The following is a 21,664-nucleotide window of genomic DNA, read 5'->3' as shown; positions in this document are numbered from 1 at the left end:
TACACCACCGCTCCCGCGCTGTAGAGGAGTCCGCCGGTCACTATCAGGGTGACGACGGCCGCTCCGCCGGTGTGCAGGAAGTCGGGCAGGTAACGCACCGGTGCCCACCCCAGAGCCAGGTAGCAGGGGGTGTACAGCCAGCGAGGAGCACTGACCCACAGGACACGAAAGGCGACGCCGGCCAGCGCACCCGTCCATACGATCCACAGCAGCAGGGCCTGCCGGTCAGAGGGAAGGAGCACGGCCAAAGGAGTGCAGGTTCCAGCGATGATCAGAAAGATGTTGGCATGGTCGAGGCGACGCAGAACGGCCTCGCCCAGCGGCCCCCAGGTGCCCAGGTGGTAGACGGCGCTCGTTCCGAACAGCAGCCAGGCAGACACGGAGTACACGGTGCACGCCAGAACCGCCTGCCCGGTCCGCGCCAGGCAGACCAGGACGATGCCGGCACTCAACGAGGCGGGAACCATCGCGGCGTGGAGCCAGCCACGCAGCTTCGGCTTGACCGGCTCGACCAGGTCCGCCGCCCACCCGGCCAGATCGGCAACCGGATGAGGATTCTCCGCAGCACTGCCACGGTGTGATCCGCCGGGGAGACCGCCTACGGCGTCCCCGGCCACAACTCCCCGTACCGTCCCGGACCTCTGGGCATCATCAAAAACCATCCGGTCATGCTAGAAGCCTGCCCGGAAGAGCCTTGCCGAAGGGCGAACTCCCCCCGCCAGAGCGGCATCGCCAGACGTGGTCAGTGCTGCCGTCAGGGCGCCGGCCCCGGCGGCCTGCCGCCCCTGGGCCGGTGAAGCCGTGAAGCCGGCCGGCCGACGAGGTCTCCGCGGACGCCTTCGGCGAGAGCGTCCTTCGGCACCTGCTCCCCACCCCGGCACCGCGCGCCGGGCACGCAGCGGACGGCTTCCCCCTCGGCGGTTCTCGTGGCAGCCGGCAGACGCGCCAGGCAGCGGAACGCGGCGCGGCGTCTGTGACCCTGAGTGGCCTCGGCCCCGTCGCAGAGACCGCTACCGCGCGTCCTCCCCAGGCGATTGACGCGTGCAGGTGGCGCCATGCACCGGTGCGGGCTCCGTACGGCTGGTCCCGGTCCATGCCCGACGGCTCAGGAAGGTATGTGGAGCACGGTACGGGGTACGTGCGTTCACGCAGGTCAGCCTTCCGGCATCTCGGCCCACACACGGGCGGCCATTGCCTCGGCCTCGTCCTGCGGTGTCCCCGCCCGCACCAAGATGATTCCTCGGGACTGGTCCGGGAACGTGACCTCCCGCATTGCTGTACCCAACGGGCCCGTCGGATCGTCCGACATCGCGCCTCCCTTCGGCGGCTGCCGCCCACGCTAGAGGGATGCCGCCCAGAAGACGAGGACCCTCCTCCAGACGGGCGACAGCCCCGGGTCGCAGACAGCATGGGATCACCTGCCATCTGACGGACACCCCGGAGCGGTTCCGGGAAGGGCGCCCCCGCCGGCCTCCCCTACCCCCCGTGGAACTCACCACGGACAGCGCCCAGCGCCACTACACCCACGACGTCGAGCGCGTACGGGGCAGTCTGGATCAGTTGGACGACACGCTGGTGGAACCCGGGCTGGTGGTGGAAGCCGGCGTCGATGTCCCCCGTGACGCCTCCGGCCGGCGGCACTGGCATCGCGTCGCCCTGGCCTCTCCCCCACCGACGTTCCCCACCTGACGGCGCCGGCGCACTGACTGATTTATGCAATCGTGATACGCGGGTTGCATGCGGTCGGGGTTCGGGGGTAGTTGGCGCCCTTAAGCCGGGTTGCTCAGGACAAGGGTGGCGGTATGGGGCCAGTGGTGCACGAAGACGCGGATCAGTCGCTGACCGGCCGTCCCCGGCTGTCCGCGGTCGCCCTGGAGGGCGTAGAGCGGATCGCGGAGGCCCGGGACGCGACCCGCCGTTTCATGACCCAGGTACAGGCCGTGCACGGGATCCCGGTGTCGGAGCGTGCGATGAGCCTGGCGGAGCTGGTGGTCAGCGAACTGGTGACCAACGCGCACAAGTACGCGCCCGGCCCGTGCCTGCTTGACCTGGAGATCAACGACGGTGCCCTGGAAATCAGCGTCTGGGACAGCGGCCCTGCCCTGCCGGTGCCCCAGGCAGCCGACCCGAACCGGGTCGGCAAGCACGGCCTGGAGATCGTGATGGCCGTGTGCCGCAGCTTCGAGATCCGCCGCGAGCCGGCGGGTAAACGCGTCAAGACCGCCATCGTGCTGGCCGACGACCCCGGCGGACACCCGGCAGGCCGACTGATGTGACCACTCCGGTTGCCGAGCTGTCTCCAGCCCCCCTCAGTGCCCTGGTTCCGCGGCACAGCTGCCCGGCGGCCCCGCCAGCCGACGCGCAAGCGCCCTCGAGCGCGTCCCGGTCCGCGACCTCAGCCCTCCCCTCCGGCACGCACCGCACACCGGCGCCGCACGGACGCGGTCGTCACGCTTCGCGTGGAGGGGGCGCAGTTTCCGCACAGCCACTCAGCTTGTTCTTTTTCTTCCGGCCTCGAACGGTGTCTCGAACTGGGTCGCTCACCTGGGGATTCGCCGGACGTGGGGGCGGCCTTCGTCTGATCCTGTGCTCCGACCAAGGTGCACGTGACCAAGACGAAGGCCGTGAGGGTGAGTCTGCTGCTTGATGCTGTCCGGAGGGAAGCGTTCGCGGAAGGGTCATGCTTCCGGGGCGAGTTCTACGAGTGTCTGACCGCCCGGCGCGATGAGTTGTTCGAGCTGATGGACGCGGTGTTGTGTGCGGACGGTGCGGTGAAGTCCCCGGTGGATCTGACGCTGCTGCCCGAGCATCGGCGTGGGCACGGAGCGATGTACGGCGGCCTGAACCGGGGCCGGATCGACGTCGGTCGGCTGAGCGGTGCTGGCAGGCCTGTCCCTGCCGCGTTTCGACGGCGGGCGCCTGGTCCTGGCGGTCGATGTCTCGCCGTGGCTGCGTTCGGACGCGCTGTGCTCAGCGGAGCGGCTGTTCTGCCGCGTCTACGGCCGTGCGAAGACGGCGTCGCAGTTCATTCCGGGCTGGCCCTACTCCTTCGTCGCCGTGCTGGAGCCGGGCGCCACGTCCTGGACCGCGGTTCTGGACGCGGTCCGGCTGGGACCGGTGGACGACGCGACCGCGGTCACCGCCGCCCAGCTGCGGGGTGTCGTGGAGCGGCTCATCACCGCGGGCCAGTGGCAGGCCGGGGACCCGCCGATCGTGATCGTCAGCGACGCCGGCTATGACGTCACCCGCCTGGCGTGGGTCCTGCGTGACCTGCCCTTCGAGCTGGTCGGCAGGGTCCGGTCCGACCGCGTCATGCGGCCGCCGAAGCCGCCCCGCCAGCCGGGGACGAACGGCCGGCCGCCCAAGCACGGCCCGGAGTTCCGCTTCACCGAGCCGGAGACCTGGCCCGAGCCCGCGATCACCGACACCACCAACTACGGCAAGGCCGAAACGCAGGCAGGGGACCGGGTTCACCCAAGGCTCACCCACCGCTCCTCATGGCTCGACCACGACGGTGAACTTCCCTTGATAGAGGGGACGTTGCTGCGGTTGAAGGTCGAGCATCTGTCGAAAGACCGTGATGCCCCGCCGGTGTCGTTATGGTCCTCGAAGACCGGTGCCACCCCGGACGACGTGGACCGCTTCTGGCAGGCATTTCTCCGCCGCTTCGATCTGGAGCACACCCTTCCGCTTCGCGAAGCAGACCCTGGGCGGGACCACCCCGACACTTCGTGCTCCCCAGGCTGCGGACCGCTGGGCATGGCTCCTGATCGTCGCGCACACCCAGCTCCCCGGCTCGCCCGGCCCATCGCCGAGGACCTCCGCCGGCCCTGGGAGAAACCCGCCGCCTCCGGCCGGCTCACCCCGGCCCGGGTCCGCCGCGGGTTCAGGAACATCCGCGCTCACCTCGACTGCCCGGCCCGTGTTCCCAAACCACGAGGCGCTGGCCCCGGACGGCCACCCGGCACCAGGAACAAGCACCAGGCACCCCGCTACGACGTCGGCAAAACCGTCAGACGTCCCGAGACCCTCAAGGCCATCGGCAAGCCCGGAAGATCTTGGTAGACAAAGAACAAGCTCAGCCATGCGCCGGCTCCCCGCTCCAGCGCACCCGGCAGCAGACGGAACCCCTCATCCCAAGTACACCCATGCGGGTGAGCCTGCTCAGGGCACGGCGGGGCAGGCGCCCCCGATGGGACTCCTCGGAACAAGCGAACGCCTGATGGAGCAGTGGACAACGAGCATGTGGCGTCACATGCTGCCGGCCAGGCAAGAGCAGGGCGAAGCGTTGACCACGCTTTTACGGCAGTGCGACGACAACACTCTGATCGTCGGCCGGCAACGCGTCGTGGCACCCAACGCCTTCATCATCGAACTGCTCCCGAAAATCCACCGGCTGATCGCGGCCAGCCCGCTGCCCGTGGCACCCGCCCTCGCCGGCCAGGTACGCCGCCACGCCGCCGAACACGGATACACCTTCGCCGGCCCCATCGCCATCGACCTGTGCCCCGCGCCCGACGACACGGCCGTCCGGTTCCGCGTCCACAGCCGCATCGCTCCGGCAGGAAGACGAGAGTCCTAGCCAGGACCTGGCCCAGCACATCGGTGCGGACTGCTGTCCTCAGGCACGGCAAGAGCTTCCGGTCTTGACAGCCGGACCTTCACAGACCCGGCCGGCAGATGCAGCATCAGGCGCCGGCCCTGTCCACAAGGCCGGCGGGGTGCCTCTGCAGTTCCTCGTTGATACGCCGGGCTTCTTCAAGCTGGTCTTCCAGGATGATGATGCGGCAGGCCGCCTCGACGGAGGTGCCCTGGTCGACGAGTTCGCGGGCGCGGGAGGCGATGCGCAGCTGGTAGCGGGAGTAGCGGCGGTGGCCGCCCTCCGAGCGCAGCGGCGTGATCAGCCGGGCTTCCCCGACGGCCCGCAGGAAGGCGGGGGTCGTGCCGAGCATCTCGGCTGCCCGCCCCATGGTGTAGGCGGGGTAATCGTCGTCGTCGAGACGGCCGTACGAATCGTCTGCTGTCATCTGCACCTCTCTGCGGAACGCGTGGAGGGGCCCTGGTGCCGTACGGCACCAGGGCCCCGAAGGAACTGCTACACCATCTGCCGACCCTGATTCTGCGCCGGCCTTCTGGGTCCGCGGGCCCGGCCTGCCTGCTGCCGGGAGCGCGGGGATCGCGGTTGCCTGACCGGAGACCACCTCACTATCGATGTCCTGCGGTACCCGGGCCCAAGACTTCCGCCCGGGCGATCCTGATGGCGCTTCGTTCCTCCGTTCTTCCCTCGGTGATCAACTACCTGCCAAACGGGAACTTCCTACTGCTGGCACTGCTCTACTGCGTACTGCTGGTGATGCGAACCTCTCAGTGACCTGTGAAAGCGTCACTCTTCGGCAGCCAGCCCCGTCGCCCGTCCTGCGTCTGCTCTGGCTCAGAACCCCACTGCCGAACCTCCCGGTGCGCGCGTCCGCAGCCGACGCCTTCACCGAGGTACCGCTCACTGACTTCGCTGCTGGGTACTGCCACTGCGGTGGCGGCCCCTGATCACTGCGGGCCGCCCGGTCCGGTCGTCAGTCCCGTCGCCGTCCTGCAACCACCCTGGCTTCAGAACTCCACCACCGCACCGTTCTGCAACTGCGGGTACTGCTGCCCGGCAGTTCGTCTCTGCCGGGCCCTGCGGTCCTTCTGGGTCACGAGAGAAACATAACCACTGCACCGCTCAATGTCTACTCTGACAGATACAGATTTCCGCGTGTTCGACCGAGAGGTAATCCCTCTCGAACAGTGATGGGCGCCGGGACGAGCCGGGTCAACGGACCGCAGCCTTGGGCACAAGCCCCGGTCAGACAGGACCAGCCGTCAACGATCCGAGACCGCGGGTGCCCTGATGGATACGACGAGTGTCAACGCCGCAGCCCTCCGCCCGGCCACCTCCGCAGCCGGCACCCGCGACAGCCCGGGAGCTCCTCGAAGGTCTCCTACCGGCGCTCGCACCCGAGACCGCCCGGTCGTCCCGGTCGTCTCCGAACCCGTCACCAACACCCTGCGCCACGGCGGCGGCACCTGCACCACGGACCTGACCGCGCACCCAGCGGGCAGCACCGAGGGGACCGTGCACGACCCCAGCCCCCAGGTGCCACGCTGCGCACCCCCGACATGAGCAGCGGCAACGGAGGCCTTGGCCGGCCCATGGCCAACCGCCTCACCCGCACCACCGCCATGACCCGCCAGACCGCCGGCGGCAAAACCGTGAGCGCCCCGCTGGCCAGGCAGAGCCAAGACACCCGGGGGCGGCCCCGCCGCCCCCGGGAGCACTCCCCCATCCCCCCATCACCGCTGCCGGCACGGACGACTTCACTTGTCACGCGAGAGGACTTCGTCGGGACCGGCATCGCGGACCGTCGGATCGGTGCAGTCGAAGTACCGCGTCATGAGCCTGCTCCGTCCTCTTCGGTGATGTCGCCGCGTGACGTGACCAGCCGCGCGCTGCCTTCGGCAAGCTCATAGCCAAGGCCCACAACGGCCACTTCCCCTGCGTCGACCTGCTCCGAGAGCAGACGTGAGCGGTCGAGAAGCAGGTCAACCGTGTGACGGATGTGCTCGTCCACGTCGCCGGCAAAGGTCAGTCCGGCCGCGCGGGCCGCAAGGATGCTCGGCGTGACACGTTCGACGACGTCACTGCAGGTGAGCGGGAACCTGCTTGTCGATCCTGATCAGGAACTTCTCGAACTCCACGGCCCCGTGCCGGCGATGCAACGCTGTGATGACCTCGCCGGTGGCCACGTCGAAGGCGGCGAACAGGGTGGTCAGGCGGTTGCGTACGTAGTCATGTGTGCGCCGCTCGGGCACGCCCGGCATTATCGGTAACACGGGCTGGGACCGGTCCAGGGCCTGGATCTGCGACTTCTCGTCCACCGACAGCACCACCGCACCCTCGGGCGGGTTGAAGTACAGACCAACCACGTCGTAGATCTTCTCGACGAACGGCGAGTCCGTCGACAGCTTGAGCAAGCCGCCGCCCGGCTCCGGGTACGGCGTGCCGACCTCGACCACATGGTGCGGCTCGGCTGAGTCCGCTCACCGCAGTCGATCGAGATCCGCTTCGGCACGAGCCGGGCCGGGGCCGTCGACGTCGCGCTCTACACCACGGCGTCCGTCGACGCGGTCGTCTCTGCCCATCCCGAGGTCGACTGGGAGCAGCTGCGCGCGGTAGAGAAAGGCCGGCGCTCTCCGCTGGCATCGTGCGCCCGGCACCGGCAGGCGCCTGAGCGCCCCCGCGCCGGTACAGCACTACGAGGGTGTGCCCCGCCCGCCGCGTCCCAGCCGTCCAGAAAGGCGGCCAGGGCGCGGCGTTGCTCTTCCTCGCGGGCGATCCGCGGCAGGCAGCTTGTCTGCGGTGCGCTGGACGACCTTCTGCACCGATCCTTGCAGGGAGCGCAGAAGTTCCCGCTCGGCCTCTTCGGTGCGGGCCTCGATGCTCCTCTGCCGAACGTCGTCGGCCAGGCCCTCGATCGTTTCGTCGAGCCGCTGCCGCAGCAGCCCCGTGCGGAGAGCTTCGACCTCGACGGCGGTGTGCGGATCGATGCCTTCGCGCAGGCACTCCTCGCGGTTGCGGGCGAAGTTGACGTCGCGGACGTTGACGTCGTGGGTGGTGAGCCGGCCCGGGACGGAGGCCAGGACCCGGGCATGGGCATGGGACGCCGACACACCGCCCCGGTCGACCCTGTGACTCCCCGCGCACAGTCAGTTAGCCTCTGCGTGCACCTCACGAGCGACCTAACTCAGGTCCCCGGAGGCTCAGTTCACGAACGGGGAACGTCATGCCGCTGTCGGAAGGTCAAGCCTTGTACACAGTCGAAGTGCCGCTGGGGAGCAGCGGCGAGGTCGTACGAGTGCAGGTGAACGACGCCGGGGAGGACGTCGTGCGCGTCGGACGCGGCAGCCGTGCCGTCGCCCGGGCCGAGCAGTCCCTGGAACAGATGCTGGATGTCGTACGGCCGGTCGCGGACGCCTTCGTCGGCCGCTGCCGAGGCATGCTCCGGCCGCCGGACGAGGCGACCCTCGAATTCGGCATGTCGCTCTCCGCCGACGCGAAGGTCCTCGTCGCGGGCTCCTCCGCGGAGGCCAACTTCTCCGTCAGCCTCACCTGGCACAGCAGCCCCGCCGGTACGGACGCGGTGCCGGAAACCGTCGGTGGCCCGGATTCCGCGGGCCGAGGCCCGGCGGGCGGCCCCGCCTGCAGTGGCTGAGTCCCGCGGGGCAGGCCGGGACCAGCCGTCGCACTGCCAGCACCCTCCCGCTCCCCTCACCTCTCCGAGGAGGCCCCGTGTACGACCAGGACGAATCCGGCCGAACTGCGGCCGGAGCCGGGCACGGCAAACACGAGGACGCCGACACCGTCCTCGCCTCCGGGACGGTCCGCCTCCGGGACGGGCACGGCGACTCCGCCGGTACCGGATTCCTCGTCGGCGACGGGCTCGTCCTCACCTGCGCCCATGTGGTGTGCGACGCGCTCGGGAAACCCCGCGACACCGAGGTGCTCCCCGGAACCCGTGTCACCCTCGATATGCCGCTCCTCGCAGGGCCGGGAGCCCCCGGGCATGACATCGAAGCAGAGGTGGCGCACTGGGTGCCGATCCGGGAGGACCGGAGCGGCGATGTGGCCGTGCTTCGACTGCTCGCACCGGCACCGGGGGCGCGACCGCTGCCCACCAGCCTGTCCCGGCATCTGTGGGAACACGGGTCCCGCATCGTCGGCTTCACCGGGCACTCCGACCGACCCGTGTGGCAGCGGGGCAGTCTCCTCGGCCCTGCTGGAAAGGGCTGGGTACAGCTGTCCCGGGCCGACGGGCAGACGGTCCGTGTCACCGGCGGCTTCAGCGGCAGCCCGGTCTGGGACAACGCCCTCGGCGCCGTCGTCGGCATGATCGTGGCCGCGGAGCCGGTTCGGGACGACCAGCAGGCGTACATGCTGCACCTCGGGGCGCTTGCCGACGAGATCCCTGCCCTCGCCGAGGCGTTCCTGGCCCCGACACCCTTCCCCGGCCTGGAGCCCTTCCGCGAGGAGGACGCCGACGTCTTCTTCGGCCGCGAGGAGGACACGGAGTCCGTGGTCAGGGCACTGCGCGGTGACCGTGCAGCGGTGACGCTGTGCGGACCCTCGGGATGCGGCAAGTCCTCCCTCGCCCTCGCGGGGGTAGCGCCCGTGATGCGCCGCGCCGGCCACGAGGTGGTGGTCATCCACTGCGGACGCACCTCCCGTCCGGTGGATGCCCTGGCTGTCGAACTCCTCGAACTGGCACGCCAGAAACGGTTCGGGCCCCCGCGCGCCACCGGCGTCGAGCGGGTCGTCACCTGGCTGACCGGGGCAGGCCTCGCGGACACCGTCCACCGGCTCACCGGCACTGCCACCACCGACCTCCTCGTCGTACTGGACCAGGCCGAAGCTCTGCTCGACCTGCCCGACGAGGCCCTCACGGCCCTCTTGTCGGTGCTGTTCCCCGCCCGGCGCACCGCCGGAATGCGGGTGCTGCTCACCTTGCGCGCCGACTTCATCGACGCCGCCCTCAGCCACGAGCACCTCGGACCGGTGCTGAAACGGGGAGCCGTCCTGCCGCTGACCCCGATGACCCGGGAGCAGCTCCACGCCGTCATCACCCGCCCCGTGGACCGCCTCCCCGGTGTCTCCTACGAACCGGGGCTGGCCCGCCGCATCCTGGAGGACGCCGGCAGTGAGCCCGGCGCCCTCCCCCTCCTCTCCTTCGTCCTACGGCACCTGTGGGAGGAACAGTCGGGCGGCCGTCTGAGGGTCGAGGCGTACGAGAAGGCCGGCGGCGTCTCCGGCGCACTGCGCAGGCACGCGGAGGAGGCATGGCGGAAACACGTCCCGTCCGTGACCGAGACCGGCTCCCCGGACCCCGCAGACGCCCCGGAGATCCCTGACCCCATGGAGGCCGTCACACAGGCGCGGCGGCTCCTCGCCGGACTGGTACGAGTGGTGCCGGGAAGCGGCGCACCCGCACTGCGGCGGGTGCTGACCCGTGCGGAGGCCGGCGAGCAGCGCTGGCACCTGGCCGTGCTGTTCGCCGGGAAGGACGAGCGCCTCTTGGTGCTCCACGGCGGGGCCGGTGCGCCGGAGAGCGTGGAGCTCGCCCATGAAGCCCTCATCACGGCCTGGCCGACTCTGTCCGAAGTGGTGCGTGAGGACCGGGACTTCCTCGCCGCGCGCGCGGAGTTGCAGCACGACCGGGAACGCTGGGAAAGAGCGGGGCGTGCTGACGAGCTTCTGCCGCGGGGGGCACAACTCGTCTTCCTCGAGAGCCGTCTGGCCGGGCGGACCGACGAACTGACGGCGTCCGAGACCGAACTCCTCGACCTCGCAGCCCAGCAACGCCACGCGATACAACAACAGCACCGTGCCAGGCAGCGGCGCATCCGGTGGGCCTGGGCGGGCGGCAGCCTCTCACTCGCGCTCATCGCCACGTTGATCGTGTTCTCCATCCAGGAGTCCCGGGTGAGCAAGGAGCGGGAAGCGGAAGGCAGGTCCAGGTCGCTGGCCGTGCAGGCGGACGAACTGGCTGACACCAATCCCGCCCAGGCCGCCCTGGCCGCGATCGCGGGCTACGACACCTCCCCGACTCAGGAAGCTCGCAACGCGTTGCTGCGCCGGTACACCTCGGTCAAGGAAAAGGCATGGCTCCTGTCGGGCGTCGAGGGAAAGATCGACAGCGTCGCCATGAGCGCGAACGGCGCGGTGACTCTGGCGACCTCCGACACCCGGCGCGCGACCCTGTTCCTGCGTACGAAGCAGGGCAAGGTGCGTCAGGTCAACCTCCGCCTCCGTCCCAACGTCCAGCAGCCCACGGTCAGCCTGGACGGGCGGCGCATCGCCTACGTGCGCGACGAGGACCGAGCTGTTGTCTGGCGCGATGTCACACCCACGGCGAAGTATCCGGTGGGGCCTGCACATCTGCTCAAAGGCCCGCCGGTGAAGGCCGATCCGGATGACTGGGGCAACCAGCGTAAGCTGATCGACTTCTCGCGCACTTCCCGATACCTCGTCGAAGCAGCGGCCGATTCCACGACGTTCCCGGTGCGTGTCTGGGATCTGAAGACGGGGCGCCACCGCGACCTGCCGAAGATCATTCCCGGGATCAAGTCCATCTGGTTCGGCCCGGACGACACCACGCTGATGGCAATGGGGACCACCTCGTCCTACACCGAGATGATGGACGCGGTCGACATCCGGACGGGTACGAGGCGACGCCTGGTCACGGATGGCAAACAGAGCGGTGTGTCGAGTGACGGAACCGTGGTCATCACCTGCCATGAAGGGGACAGCGAGTCCTCGGCCAAAGCTCTGTACCAGACGATACGAGTGGCGGACCGGCGGATCCTACGCGGTTACCGATCCGACAACACCACGTGCGAAACTACGGTCCTTGACGCCAAGGGCGACCGGTTTGCCCTGACCGGCTACGGAGACACCTGGGAAATCGTCAACGCCAGCGGCAACGAACGACCACGAAAAGTCATAGCTCCTTCTGTACGCCGACACGACCTTTCTCCGGAACTACCCTTGCTCGGCTCCGAACAGGAGCCCGTCCTGGCTTTCAAGGACGACATTTCGGTTTCCGGACACACCCTGGTGAGCGCCGATGGAGCCACCGCCTACGGCGTACCAAGACTGCTCGGGGACGGACGCACGGTGCTCGTCCGCCTCGGAGAGAAGGGCGACACCCTGCGCGTCATGGAGACCGAGGGCGACAACCGCGACCTGGCCGAAGTGTCCGTCAAGGCCAAGACACCGCCGGCCAAGGAACAGGTCATCGCGATCAACAGCGCCGAGACACTGATGGCGGACGTGTCGGACAAGAATCGGGTCACGATCCGCCGACTGCCGTCCCTGCGCCGCGTATCGGAGTTCAAGACAGCCGTCGAGCCACCCGTCGTCGACCGGGACCCCCACGACCTCTTCACCCCGCCCGGTGACGTAGGCGAACTGGAACCCGTCGACCTCGTCTTCCTGCCCGGTGATCGGCTCGTGACGGTCGTTGGTTCCCTCGTCGAACAGTGGGACACCCGCAAGGGACGTCGCCTCTCCTCGATCGATCTGAAGGACCTGCGGCTTACTTCCCAAAACCGGCCGGAGTACCACGTGACTCCCCACCGCGACCCAGGTCTCCTGGCGGTCAGCGTGGGCGACGAACCGGACCTGCACGCCGTCGACCTGCGCACAGGCCAGAAGAGGAAAGACCTTCGCATCCGATTCGCCGACAACTTCCTCACCGCATACTTCCTCAAGGACACGCGCTATATGGCCGTCCTGACCTCGGGACGCATCCTGGAACTGTGGTCCGTCGAACCGGGACAACGACCACGTCGAGTGGCAGCCTTCCCCAAGCCGCTGCGACCCGGCGAGTGGGCAACGGGCAACCCCAATGGCGCACACTACTTCCTGGCCGCTGACAGTTCTGTGACCTTCCTGAAAGCAGACGATCCGTCATATCGGGAGACCTACGAGTTCGCCGAGAACCAGAGCGTCATCTCTGCCACCAGGGACGGCAAGGCACTGTTCGGCTCTCCCACCCCGGAGTCTTCACTCGATGCGCTGGGGAAGTCTCCCCTGTCCCTGACCCGGCTGGACCCCATCCTGTGGAAGCGGCACCTGTGCAAGGTGATCGGCCGTGGCCTCACCGACGACGAACGCCGCGGCCTGCCCGGTCAGCTGCCGGACAAGATCTGCACCACATGATCCGCGAAGGTCTTGTCGGTGCCGCGGGGGTGTTCTGGCTGGTCAGGGGGCGGCGTCGTGGCGGCGCGGGTACGGCAGCGGGTCGATGTCGTTGCCGGGCCGGTGCGGATCTCGAAGTGCACGTTCCGTCGGTGATCCACTTCCAGGGCAGCCGCCCGGTCTTCCGCAGGTGGCTGACCTCGTGGATCGGTGTGCCCGTAGTGCGAAAGCCCCGCACGTCTCCGCTTGAGTTCTGGGGGGACGTACGGGGCCTTCTGCAGGCCGTGAACGTCCGAGGTGGTGCCAGCATCACGGCCTCGCACGCCGCGAGTTCAGCTGATCACGGGTTTCTTGATCAATCAGCATGGCGGGTCAGCTGGGCCATCAGCTCGCGGTTCGCGGCGCGGGCGGCGGCAAGGTCGTCGTCCCGCTCCGGCCTACTCCGGGCGGGGGTCGCGCAGCGGATTGCGGTGACCGCAGTCCCAGCACTTCACACTCTCCGGGAGCTTCTCGTACCGCGTGCCGGGGACGCCGAAGGAGCCGTCGATCCGGAATCCACCGCAGCCCTGGCACGGTGTGGCGTGGAAGGGCTTGTCGCAGCGGAGGCACATGCCTTCCGCGCTGGTCTGGTCGAGGCAGGTAACTCGGGTGTCTGCGCTGCCACATCGCACGCAGAACGCTTCCTGGGTCTTCATGGTTCGGGTGTACATCAGATTCGCGACGTCGTTCCCCCCGCTCCGAACCGAGGCGTCGGTGGCGGTCACAGAGCGTGTGACACCGGGGGTCAGCTTGTCCTTTAACCCGTCTTCCCTGCTGTGCCCTTGCGGCTGACTTTGTTCACGAGTGTCGGTTCTGGCTCAACTTTCGTGGTTCGGAGTACCAGTGCCTCCTCCAGGAGCATGTTCCACCGGCCTGACCTGCGAGACGCCGGTCACGGCACCGTTCAGAGATCGGCGTGACCGTTCACATCACAGAAGTTGAGCCAGAGCCCGAGTGTCGACAGCGATTGTTCAGCACGTCGGGAGGCACTGAAACCGCGCCGTGTTAGATGGTCAAGGCAGGAGACAGCGCCGGGTCCGTGTCGCTCGGTGGCTGCAGCCCCGTCGACAAGGGCGTCGGCCGATTCGGACCTGTCCCAGGGGCGTGCGTGGGCCGCCTCAGCCCTTCCGGTAGGTGGCGACGGCGTCATCACCGAAGGACGCGGCGAGCGCCCGCGTGACCAGGTCGGGCAGCTTGGTGTGTCCGTCGTCTTCGGTCCAACGCGTCAGCGCCGTGTGCATCGCGGCCATGCAGGCGCTGGTCGCCGCCTGGGCGCGAAACGCGGCGTCGGGATCGGTCGCGTCACCCCCGAGGGCGTCGACGATGGCCTGTTGCAGCGCGTACTGGCTGTCCAGGTGCCGGGCCCGCAGCGCGGGCGTCGAGACCATGAGCCGGAGGCAGTCCAGCAGGAACCGCTCGTTCGCCTCCGGTTCGTCCCCGTTGCCGCCCGTCAAGGCGGTGGCCGCGTCGATGAGCGCGCCGCCGACGCGGCGCACCAGGGGTTGCGTCGCGGAGGATGCGGCGACCTGCTCGGCGATGAGTTGGGCGGGCTGGTCGATGAGGACGAGGTCCTCCTTGGTGGGAAAGTGCCGGTACACGGTCATTGCCGAGACGCCGGCGGCCTCGGCGACGTCGGCCACCGTCACCGCGTCGTAGCCGTGGTCGGTGAACAGCCGCACCGCGTGCGCTTGGACCAGGCGCCGCGTCTCGAATCGCCGTCGTTCCCGCAGGGTTGGTTGCCGCTCACTCATGTGCTAGACACTACCATCACGTTAGTAACTAACACTTGGATGGAGTGAAGACATGGGCGATCTGACGGGCAGAACGGCTTTAGTCACGGGCGCGTCGCGCGGCATCGGGCAGACAATCGCCGCTCGGCTCGCGGCCGAAGGGGCCACGGTCATCGTGCACTTCGGCACGGATGAGAGCGGGGCGGCTGCGACGGTCGACGCGATGGAACGCGCCGGTGGGACCGCCTTCTCCGTCCGAGCCGAACTGGGCGTGGACGGCGACGTCGAGACACTTTTCGCCGGCGTGGAGGCCGGCTTGGCCGGTCGGCCGCTCGACATCCTCGTCAACAACGCGGCAGCCGCCCCGGCCGGCCCGCTCGGCGTGACGACCAGGGCGGAGTTCGACCACTTGTTCGCGGTGAACGTGCGAGCGCCGTACTTCATCATCGAGCGGACGCTGCCTCTGTTGAGCGAGGGCGCCCGGATCGTCTCGGTCTCGTCGGTGGCGACCCGGATGGCCAACTCGGCCCAGACATCCTTCGCCATGACGAAGGGCGCGATCGAGACGATGACCAAAACCATCGCCGTCCAACTCGGCCCCCGAAGGATCACGGTGAACGCGGTCGCTCCTGGGGCCACCAGGACGGCGACCAACGGAGCTGTCTTCGACACGCCGGGCCTCACCGAACAGATATCCGGTATGACGGCACTCAACCGGCTGGGCGGGCCCGACGACGTAGCCGATGTGGTCGCCTTCCTCACCTCCCACGCCGCCCGCTGGGTCACCGGTCAGATCATCGACGCGAGCGGTGGCCTGTTCCTCGGCCCACGCGTCTGACCAACGAGGACTAACTGGCTGTTCTCTATCCGCTCGGGTGGTCGGTGGGGTTCGAACAGGGACCTGGTCTGGGTGAGTCTGCAGGTGCGGATGCATGGAAGAAGGGCCTCTTGGTAGCTCGCGGATGTCGAGTCCAGCGAGAAGCAAGAGGCCCTGTTGTCGAAGTGTCGCGTGGTCACGGTTGCCGGGTCCAGTTGGTCCACTCCTTCGTGTGACTGCCTCGCCCACAGGTTCGGAAACGCAGCCGACCGGCCAGGGCGCCGGCCCCGGTACGACTCGGACATGAGCGATGACGAGTGGGCCGTGGTGCGGGACTTGCTGCCGGTTCCGGAATGGCTGGCCGGCCGGGGCGGACGGCCGGAGGGCTACTGCCACCGACAGATGCTCGACGCGATTCGCTACCTCGTCGACAACGGCATCAAGTGGCGGTCGATGCCCTCGGACTTCCCGCCCTGGCCACGGGTGTACGCCTTCTTCGCCCGCTGGCGGGATGCGGGACTCGTGGCCGAGTTGCACGACCGGCTGCGCGAGACCGTCCGCGATGCCGAAGGCCGTGATCCGGAACCGACTGCGGCGATCATCGACTCGCAGTCGGTGAAGGCAGACGCCACCGTCACCCACGGCTCGCGAGGTTTCGACGCCGGGAAGAAGATCAACGGACGCAAGCGGCACCTGCTCACCGACACGCTCGGGCTGCTGCTGGACGTGCTGGTCACCCCGGCCTCGACCACCGACCGGGACGCCGCCCGCATCCTCCTGCCAGCGGCCCAGGGCCGCTTCGGGCGACTGGCACGGGTCTGGGCCGACGGCGGATACACCGGCCACCTCGTCGACTGGAGTGCCACGCAACTCGGCCTCGTCCTGGACATCGTTCGCCGCAGCGACGACACCCGCGGCTTCGCGGTGCTGCCCCGCCGCTGGGTCGTGGAAAGATCTTTCGCCTGGTGCCTGCGCAGCCGGCGTCTGGTCCGGGACTACGAACGCCGCACCGATACCAGCGAAGCCGTCATTTTGTGGTCGATGACCATGCTCATGAGCCGCCGCCTGGCCGTCCAGCACCAGCAGCGTCTTGCCCCGGCAGCAACAGGGGCAGCGTGAACCTGCCCGGCTTCGCCTCGACCAGCCAGCCCCGTTCCACCAGTCGCTTCAGCCGTGCCCTGGCACCTTCGACGCGGGAGGCGGATGCACTGTCCCAGCCCAGCACCACCGCTGCCCGCCGGGCACCCAGCCCGTCGCCTCCCGCATCGACTGCGGCGGCCATCAACGCCTGATAGTCCGGCGACAACTCCGCCACCTCACTCGCGTGTCGCCGGTGAGGCACCGCCCGGCGCGGTCCGACCGGCTTCCTCCTCGGCCAGCGCCTCCAGATACTGCTCCAGGCCGATCACCCGGCACCGGTGCACCTCCTCGGCGTCCGCCAGAGCCGCCCGCACCCGTTCCAACTCGGCTTCGAGTTCCTTCACCAGCGCGGCCGCGGCTTTCTGCCGCGCTTCCAGAACCGCCCGCATCGACGGCATCCGCCACCCCCACGACCTCTCGCCCGGCAACAAGCCGAGGCTTTCGCAGCAGCAGCTACTTCATGCCTGACCAGCCAATACGTCACACGAGGTTCGGAAAGAGAACGGCCTCTAAGAGGTCCTACTGACCTTTCCGCTCAGTTGTCGTGTTGAGTGTGAGACCGGTTTCGGCGAGGCAATCCTCGATGAGGTCGGTGCGTCGTTGGATGCGGCGCAGGCCACTGCGGACAGCTTGGACAAGGTGGTCGCGATCGCGGAAGACGACGTTGACGGTAGTGCTGCGCCGGAGCAACGACCAGATGCCCTCGACCGGATTGAGGTCGGGTGCATAGCTGGGTAGCTGGACGACGGTGAGCCAGTCACGCTCTACCGCGTACTCACGTAATCGGCTGCAGCGATGAACATTCAGGTTGTCCCAGATCACCAGGATGGGACCGCCGAGCTGGAGGTGGGCCCGCACGAGAAGATCACGGTAGTCCTGCCAGGTGAAGCCGCGGTAGGCCCCTTGGTGATGGCACTGGACGCGAGGACGGTAGATCAGACGGCTGCGTTCGCCGGCCTTGAAGCACACCAGTGCGGCCATCGTGATGCGGCCGCGGGAAGCGCCGTTGAATCGAACCACGGGTGTGCTCCCCCTGGGTGCCCAGGTGCGTGCACGGTGCGACGTCATCGAGACAGCGGCTTCGTTCTCGAAGACCAGCCATGCCCCGAGCGCCGCCGCGGTGGCTTTGCCCGGGGCCAGATCTCCTTCACCCAGCCGGACACCGCCGCATCGTCCCGTTCGACCGCCCGCCGGGCAGGCTGCTGACACGACCAGCCATGCCGCCGCAACAACTCCAACTGGTCGGCAATCAGCAGCCGCACCCGCGAGAGCGTCCACCGCTCATCCGCCCAGCCCTGAGCCATCGCGCCTTCCAGCAACAGCGGCTCGAGCACGGCGAAGTCACTGTGTCCGAGCTTCGGCCGCTTGGCCGGGCCCGACGGGCGCAGAGCCTGTCGCCCTCCCTCGCGCCAGGAGCGGCGCCACCGTTCCACCGACCGGACGCTGACCCGCAGTTCTTTCGCGATCACCGTGTTCTTCTCACCCCGCACAAAGCCATCGGCGGCCAGCATGCGCACCCGCTCCCGCGCGGCCTGACCCTGCGGAGTGAGACCACCACCCTACGCACATCTCATGGCCACGGCATACCGCAAGGATCTAGCGATGTCAGCCCCGACAACTGAGCGGAAAGGTCAGTAACAAAGCCGTTGAACGTGACGGTGGGTGATCACGCAGACGGCGAGGCTGAGGAATGCTTCGTGGATGTCACGGGGCGAATTCCTCGCTGCCAGAGCAGACGGGTTCTTCGACCGCAGGTTCTCCAGCAGCACGTGCAGGCGGTCCCAGACGCCGGCCCCGCTCCAGGCCGCAAGACGCCGCCAGTACGTCATCCCGGAGCCGAAGCCCAACTCCTGGGGCAGCAGGTACTCCCACTGGATGCCGGTGTGCAGGACGAAGAGGATCCCGCACAGCGCCTGTCGGTCCGGCACCCGCGGTCTGCCCTCGACCTTCTTCGGACCCGGCTTCGGCAACAACGGCTCGGCCAGCGACCACAGTTCGTCCGACACGATCCACGGCCGCGACTGACGGTTTCCCATACCCAGACATACGAGCAGAGAGGCCGAAAGCCTATGAGCGCTCTGACGTAGCTGACGGCCAGGCGGGCCGACGACACCTATCCGTCGCGTCCGGTCGGCGTGTCTATCGGAGTCTCGTTCGTGTGAATTCAGGTTTGATGCGGCGTTTTGCCGTGCGGGGCGACGTGACCATGGGGGTTCGGCGCCATCTGATCGCCCAGCGAGGAGAAACCGATCATGAATTTATGCGTGCGTGCTCTCGAGAGGGCTGCTGCCGGCGCCTTCTTGGCCTCTTCGTGGGCGGAGCTGTACCGGCAGGACCCGGAAGCAACGCCCTACCAGTCTCCATCGTGGCTCACCGGATGGGCGCAGCAACTCCCGTTCACTGCCCGCCCCGTCGTGGTCCTCTGCGAGGATGCTGCCGGGCAGGTCCTCGCCGCTCTGCCGCTGGTTCACGACCACGAGGGCTCGGAGGTGCGGACGTATGCACTGTCCACGCCGATGGGAGAGTACGTCCGGGCCGTGGGCCCGGCAGCCGAGGACCCGCGGGTGTCGGCGTCCTTCGCCCGGTACCTCCACGACCTGGCGTACCAGGGCCACCGGGTGGAAATCGCGGGCCTGCCCGCGGCCGGCCACCTCGCCCGGCACCTCGCTTCCAGTGGCCCGGCCGCATCCGGGCTGTGGCGCACGAGCGTCACCGACTGCGCCGAGATCGCGTTACCGCTCGCCTATGAGGCGATGTCGCGCTCGACCAGACGTGATCACAAGCGACGCCAGCGGACCTGGGACGAAGTCGCCATCAGCCGGAAGGTGACCTACCAGCGCAGCCGCGACAGCGGCGAGTTACTCAGCGCCTACGCTGTCCTGGCCCGGCTGCACGCTCACCGCTGGGCCGGCCACACCCCGCCGGCCGGCGCGCGCCACACACCCGGCGCAGCCCACTGGCAGGCCGTGCTCAAACGGTGCGGCCCCAGCACAGCGTTCATCGCCACCCTCGCCCTGGATGGCGAAGTCGTCGCAGCCCAACTCTGCCTGACACGAAACCGCCGGGCCTACTCCGTCGTACCAGCGATGCACCCGGACTACAGGGACCTCGCACCAGGCCACGCACTGCTGCGCCACCTCGCACAGGACCTGACCTGTGCCGGATACGAACACCTCGACCTGGGCCGTACCGCCCCAGGCCAGCACGCCTACAAGAACCAGTACCGGCCACACTGGAGCCAGACCCTCTGCGCCGTCAGCACCCCTGCCCTCGATTCCCGCAGCGTGCCGGACGAGCTCTCCACACGTCAGCCACAACAGGTGTAGCCGGTCACTCTCAAGGACCGTGGACGCGCTGATACTCCAGATCCGGCACCTCCTGGATCCGCTCGGCTCCTTCGGCTACGGCAGCCTGGCGTCGGACCCTTGCTGCCTGCCGGAGGTCCTGCCCGTGGAGGCCATGAGTCCGGCGCGCGGCGCATGGCGGCTGGGTGGGGACGACCACTGGCTGGGGATGACGGCCGCCCGTGGGGTGGCCAGGGAGACCGCAGAGGCCGTACTGAGAGCGATGCACGAGGGCACTCACCGCTACACGCCGCCCGGCACCTGGGGCGAAGCCGTCGCCGAGGCCCGGGAGCAGGCCCTGTGGGGCGCGGGCGACGCCGCGTGGCGGCTGCTGCGGAACGCACTCCCTGCATGGGAGGCACCGGGCCCCTTGCTGAGCGCCCCGATCGGGCTCCTGTGCCGGTGGGTTGAGACGCCGAACACCTCCCTCAACGGCACGGGGGCTTTGTGCGTTGCGGCTCTCACCTCGGCCTGACCGGCGTCACCCGATCAGTGGCCACGCTGAAAACGCTCCGTGACGGCACGAGCCGGCCCGGCCCCTACCAGCACCTCGCCGAGGAATTCACCGCCCGCCTCCAGGCGCTGCAGGCCGGTGAGATAGTCGACCCCCGTGCCGCGCAGCTTGAACGGCTGAAGAAGGAGAACGCCGAACTGAGGGACCGGGTGGCCCGTCGGGACAGGGAACTGGCGGAGCTGGCCGAGTTCAGAGTCCTGGCCATCTCGCGACTGGCTGCCCAGCATGACGAGAGCGAACGACTGCGTTCGCTGCTGACACGGCACGCGGAGCCGGGTGATGTGGTCACCGGGTTCGCGCCGCGGGCGGGGGATGCGCCGTTCGGGTCCAGCTGACTCAGGCGGCTACCCCGAGCTCCTTTCGGGTGCGCTGGACGAATGCACGGACGGACGGCTCACGCTGCCACGGGCTGAGCGCGGTGTTGAACTCTCGGGCGCAGTCCTTGGCGAGAGTTCGCGTCCCACGTCGTGGGAGAAGCTGCCCTGCAGCAGCGGGGCAGCTTCCTTCTGGAAGCAGGTGGTGACGGAGTTGACCCGCCAGTTGCCGCCGCCGTACTTGGAGTCGTAGCGGCGGGCGTCGCCGGCCGCGTCGCGCAGCTGCTCAAGGTCGGTGCGGCCGACCTGGCGGCCGCCGCGGAAGCTGGGGCGCCGTCACGCCGCGCGGGCTGTGCCCGGGGTGCCACGACCTGCGCAAGCGTGCGCGGCGCGGGAGGTACGAGATAGGTGACCGCTGCCGGGCTGCCGGATCGCCGTCCGTCTCGGCGAGGATCCGCAGTGGGTTGAGGCAGAGCTTGAAAATCGCCCCCCTTTCTCCCGGGCGTCCACTGCTGTCGGCGTACGGACTTTTCTCCCCAGTTGCGTACGGACGAACGTCCCCAGCTCTGGCCGTGGGGGGCGGCAGTGCGGCAGGGACCTCGGTTGAGATCGATGCCCCGACCAGGGACACTCGCGCGATGAGCCGCAGTACATCGTCTGAACCGATCGAGCGAGGGTGGGACGAGCCCTGGTATCGGGTCCGTATGGAGGGTTTCGAGGTGTCGTTCCTGCCCAGCGACGGCGAGGACTTGGACGAGGTCTGCAACGTCGATGTCTTCGTGACTCTGGAGGATGGATCTCGTTGGACCGCGACCGTGTTCACCGTCGCGGAAGTCGAGCGCCTGATGAAACTCTGGACAGGGACCGACGAGGCCCTCGGGGGCCGGTACTTCTGGGTCTCGGACGGCCTGATCGTCAGGTTTCCGGGCATCGACAGCATGACCGAAGTGATCGCCGGACTGATCGAGAACGGCGAGTTCTCCGAGATCTTTCAGCCGGTGATCAACAACTGATCAAGTGTTCGGCCGCCGGA

General features: G+C 68.6%; 18 protein-coding genes and 7 pseudogenes. 13 read left to right on the top strand and 12 right to left on the bottom strand.

Annotated elements, in window-relative coordinates:
• The coding region (locus EBH09_RS36735) for a hemolysin III family protein (RefSeq protein ID WP_121751206.1) at positions 1-536 on the bottom strand (536 nt) is incomplete at its 3' end.
• Positions 537-1,485: 949 nt separating this feature from the next.
• Here EBH09_RS36735 and EBH09_RS39705 point away from each other — a divergent pair.
• The 4 genes and pseudogenes from EBH09_RS39705 to EBH09_RS36715 all read left to right on the top strand — a co-directional run bounded on the left by EBH09_RS39705 (position 1,486) and on the right by EBH09_RS36715 (position 4,582).
• Positions 1,486-1,689, top strand: coding sequence for a hypothetical protein (locus tag EBH09_RS39705; RefSeq protein WP_238697559.1), 204 nt, complete (start codon positions 1,486-1,488; stop codon positions 1,687-1,689).
• Positions 1,690-1,814: 125 nt separating this feature from the next.
• Complete coding sequence (locus tag EBH09_RS36725; RefSeq protein WP_121751205.1) at positions 1,815-2,276, top strand: ATP-binding protein; 462 nt, start codon at positions 1,815-1,817, stop codon at positions 2,274-2,276.
• A gap of 354 nt (positions 2,277-2,630) precedes the next feature.
• A pseudogene (locus EBH09_RS36720) lies at positions 2,631-4,065 on the top strand (NF041680 family putative transposase).
• Between the two features lie 19 nt (positions 4,066-4,084).
• Entirely contained in the window at positions 4,085-4,582 is a 498-nt protein-coding gene (locus EBH09_RS36715) for an FhaA domain-containing protein (protein WP_121751033.1), read from the top strand.
• A 106-nt stretch (positions 4,583-4,688) separates the two neighbouring features.
• Here EBH09_RS36715 and EBH09_RS36710 read toward each other — a convergent pair whose 3' ends face one another.
• From EBH09_RS36710 to EBH09_RS36695, 3 genes and pseudogenes are all read right to left on the bottom strand, one after another.
• Positions 4,689-5,027: a MerR family transcriptional regulator gene (locus EBH09_RS36710; protein WP_121751032.1), complete on the bottom strand. Its 339-nt coding sequence runs from the start codon at positions 5,025-5,027 to the stop codon at positions 4,689-4,691.
• Between the two features lie 1,401 nt (positions 5,028-6,428).
• Positions 6,429-6,677 (bottom strand): annotated as a pseudogene (locus EBH09_RS36700) (carbonic anhydrase); the annotation flags it as partial.
• A gap of 10 nt (positions 6,678-6,687) precedes the next feature.
• Positions 6,688-7,005, bottom strand: a pseudogene (locus tag EBH09_RS36695) (IS630 family transposase); the annotation flags it as partial.
• Between EBH09_RS36695 and EBH09_RS40045 the strand changes: the two are divergent.
• A pseudogene (locus EBH09_RS40045) lies at positions 7,006-7,242 on the top strand (hypothetical protein); the annotation flags it as partial.
• 48 nt (positions 7,243-7,290) lie between these two features.
• Here the strand turns inward: EBH09_RS40045 and EBH09_RS36690 are convergent.
• A complete protein-coding gene (locus EBH09_RS36690) occupies positions 7,291-7,707 on the bottom strand; it encodes a hypothetical protein (protein ID WP_121751031.1) in 417 nt (138 codons plus the stop codon).
• Positions 7,708-7,844: 137 nt separating this feature from the next.
• Between EBH09_RS36690 and EBH09_RS36685 the strand changes: the two genes are divergently transcribed.
• The gene (locus EBH09_RS36685) at positions 7,845-8,249 is read left to right on the top strand and encodes a CU044_2847 family protein (RefSeq protein ID WP_153182737.1); all 405 of its coding nucleotides are present in this window, start codon (positions 7,845-7,847) and stop codon (positions 8,247-8,249) included.
• Between the two features lie 77 nt (positions 8,250-8,326).
• Positions 8,327-12,754, top strand: a complete 4,428-nt coding sequence (locus EBH09_RS36680) for a trypsin-like peptidase domain-containing protein (protein ID WP_121751029.1) — start codon at positions 8,327-8,329, stop codon at positions 12,752-12,754.
• Between the two features lie 416 nt (positions 12,755-13,170).
• Here the strand turns inward: EBH09_RS36680 and EBH09_RS36675 are convergent, their stop codons facing one another.
• The gene (locus EBH09_RS36675) at positions 13,171-13,344 is read right to left on the bottom strand and encodes a hypothetical protein (RefSeq protein ID WP_238697558.1); all 174 of its coding nucleotides are present in this window, start codon (positions 13,342-13,344) and stop codon (positions 13,171-13,173) included.
• A gap of 546 nt (positions 13,345-13,890) precedes the next feature.
• Positions 13,891-14,523, bottom strand: a complete 633-nt coding sequence (locus EBH09_RS36670) for a TetR/AcrR family transcriptional regulator (protein WP_121751028.1) — start codon at positions 14,521-14,523, stop codon at positions 13,891-13,893.
• 52 nt (positions 14,524-14,575) lie between these two features.
• Between EBH09_RS36670 and EBH09_RS36665 the strand changes: the two genes are divergently transcribed.
• Both EBH09_RS36665 and EBH09_RS36655 read left to right on the top strand, forming a co-directional pair.
• Complete coding sequence (locus EBH09_RS36665) at positions 14,576-15,340, top strand: SDR family oxidoreductase (RefSeq protein WP_121751027.1); 765 nt, start codon at positions 14,576-14,578, stop codon at positions 15,338-15,340.
• Positions 15,341-15,622: 282 nt separating this feature from the next.
• Positions 15,623-16,438, top strand: coding sequence for an IS5 family transposase (locus EBH09_RS36655; RefSeq protein WP_121751026.1), 816 nt, complete (start codon positions 15,623-15,625; stop codon positions 16,436-16,438).
• Here EBH09_RS36655 and EBH09_RS36650 read toward each other — a convergent pair.
• The 4 genes and pseudogenes from EBH09_RS36650 to EBH09_RS36635 form a co-directional block, all read right to left on the bottom strand.
• Positions 16,371-16,848: pseudogene (locus EBH09_RS36650) on the bottom strand (hypothetical protein). The gene EBH09_RS36655 and the pseudogene EBH09_RS36650 sit on opposite strands and share 68 nt — an antisense overlap.
• 130 nt (positions 16,849-16,978) lie before the next feature.
• Positions 16,979-17,527 carry a transposase gene (locus EBH09_RS36645; protein ID WP_238697557.1) on the bottom strand — a complete coding sequence of 183 codons (549 nt, stop codon included), beginning with the start codon at positions 17,525-17,527 and terminating at the stop codon, positions 16,979-16,981.
• Positions 17,524-17,976 (bottom strand): winged helix-turn-helix domain-containing protein, encoded by a 453-nt coding sequence (locus tag EBH09_RS36640; protein ID WP_274595163.1) that lies wholly within the window; start codon positions 17,974-17,976, stop codon positions 17,524-17,526. The genes EBH09_RS36645 and EBH09_RS36640 overlap by 4 nt, the downstream gene beginning before the upstream one ends.
• 231 nt (positions 17,977-18,207) lie before the next feature.
• Positions 18,208-18,495, bottom strand: a pseudogene (locus EBH09_RS36635) (transposase); the annotation flags it as partial.
• A 528-nt stretch (positions 18,496-19,023) separates the two neighbouring features.
• Here EBH09_RS36635 and EBH09_RS36630 point away from each other — a divergent pair.
• Genes EBH09_RS36630 through EBH09_RS36620 form a run of 3 tightly spaced genes read left to right on the top strand, consistent with a single transcriptional unit; the run spans position 19,024 to position 20,652 of the window.
• On the top strand, positions 19,024-19,785 hold the full coding sequence (locus EBH09_RS36630; RefSeq protein WP_193776721.1) for a GNAT family N-acetyltransferase: 762 nt from the start codon (positions 19,024-19,026) through the stop codon (positions 19,783-19,785).
• A 19-nt stretch (positions 19,786-19,804) separates the two neighbouring features.
• On the top strand, positions 19,805-20,278 hold the full coding sequence (locus EBH09_RS36625; protein ID WP_193776720.1) for a hypothetical protein: 474 nt from the start codon (positions 19,805-19,807) through the stop codon (positions 20,276-20,278).
• A 17-nt stretch (positions 20,279-20,295) separates the two neighbouring features.
• Positions 20,296-20,652 (top strand): hypothetical protein, encoded by a 357-nt coding sequence (locus EBH09_RS36620; protein ID WP_121751023.1) that lies wholly within the window; start codon positions 20,296-20,298, stop codon positions 20,650-20,652.
• A 114-nt stretch (positions 20,653-20,766) separates the two neighbouring features.
• Here the strand turns inward: EBH09_RS36620 and EBH09_RS39695 are convergent.
• Positions 20,767-20,949, bottom strand: a pseudogene (locus tag EBH09_RS39695) (sporulation protein); the annotation flags it as partial.
• Positions 20,950-21,269: 320 nt separating this feature from the next.
• Between EBH09_RS39695 and EBH09_RS36610 the strand changes: the two are divergent.
• Entirely contained in the window at positions 21,270-21,644 is a 375-nt protein-coding gene (locus EBH09_RS36610; protein ID WP_121751201.1) for a hypothetical protein, read from the top strand.
• Positions 21,645-21,664: the final 20 nt, after the last annotated feature.

It is taken from the genome of Streptomyces sp. E2N166, from assembly GCF_003671715.1.
GTDB lineage: Bacteria > Actinomycetota > Actinomycetes > Streptomycetales > Streptomycetaceae > Streptomyces > Streptomyces thinghirensis.
This window is presented reverse-complemented; position numbering and strand designations above follow the sequence as displayed.

Bases quoted from the DNA above. Each gene is read 5' to 3' on its own strand.
- EBH09_RS36715 (WP_121751033.1), top strand. From the start codon at position 4,085: ATGCGCCGGCTCCCCGCTCCAGCGCACCCGGCAGCAGACGGAACCCCT.
- EBH09_RS36710 (WP_121751032.1), bottom strand. From the start codon at position 5,027: ATGACAGCAGACGATTCGTACGGCCGTCTCGACGACGACGATTACCCC.
- EBH09_RS36675 (WP_238697558.1), bottom strand. From the start codon at position 13,344: ATGTGCCTCCGCTGCGACAAGCCCTTCCACGCCACACCGTGCCAGGGC.
- EBH09_RS36670 (WP_121751028.1), bottom strand. From the start codon at position 14,523: ATGAGTGAGCGGCAACCAACCCTGCGGGAACGACGGCGATTCGAGACG.
- EBH09_RS36665 (WP_121751027.1), top strand. From the start codon at position 14,576: ATGGGCGATCTGACGGGCAGAACGGCTTTAGTCACGGGCGCGTCGCGC.
- EBH09_RS36655 (WP_121751026.1), top strand. From the start codon at position 15,623: ATGAGCGATGACGAGTGGGCCGTGGTGCGGGACTTGCTGCCGGTTCCG.
- EBH09_RS36645 (WP_238697557.1), bottom strand. From the start codon at position 17,527: ATGACGTCGCACCGTGCACGCACCTGGGCACCCAGGGGGAGCACACCC.
- EBH09_RS36610 (WP_121751201.1), top strand. From the start codon at position 21,270: ATGAGCCGCAGTACATCGTCTGAACCGATCGAGCGAGGGTGGGACGAG.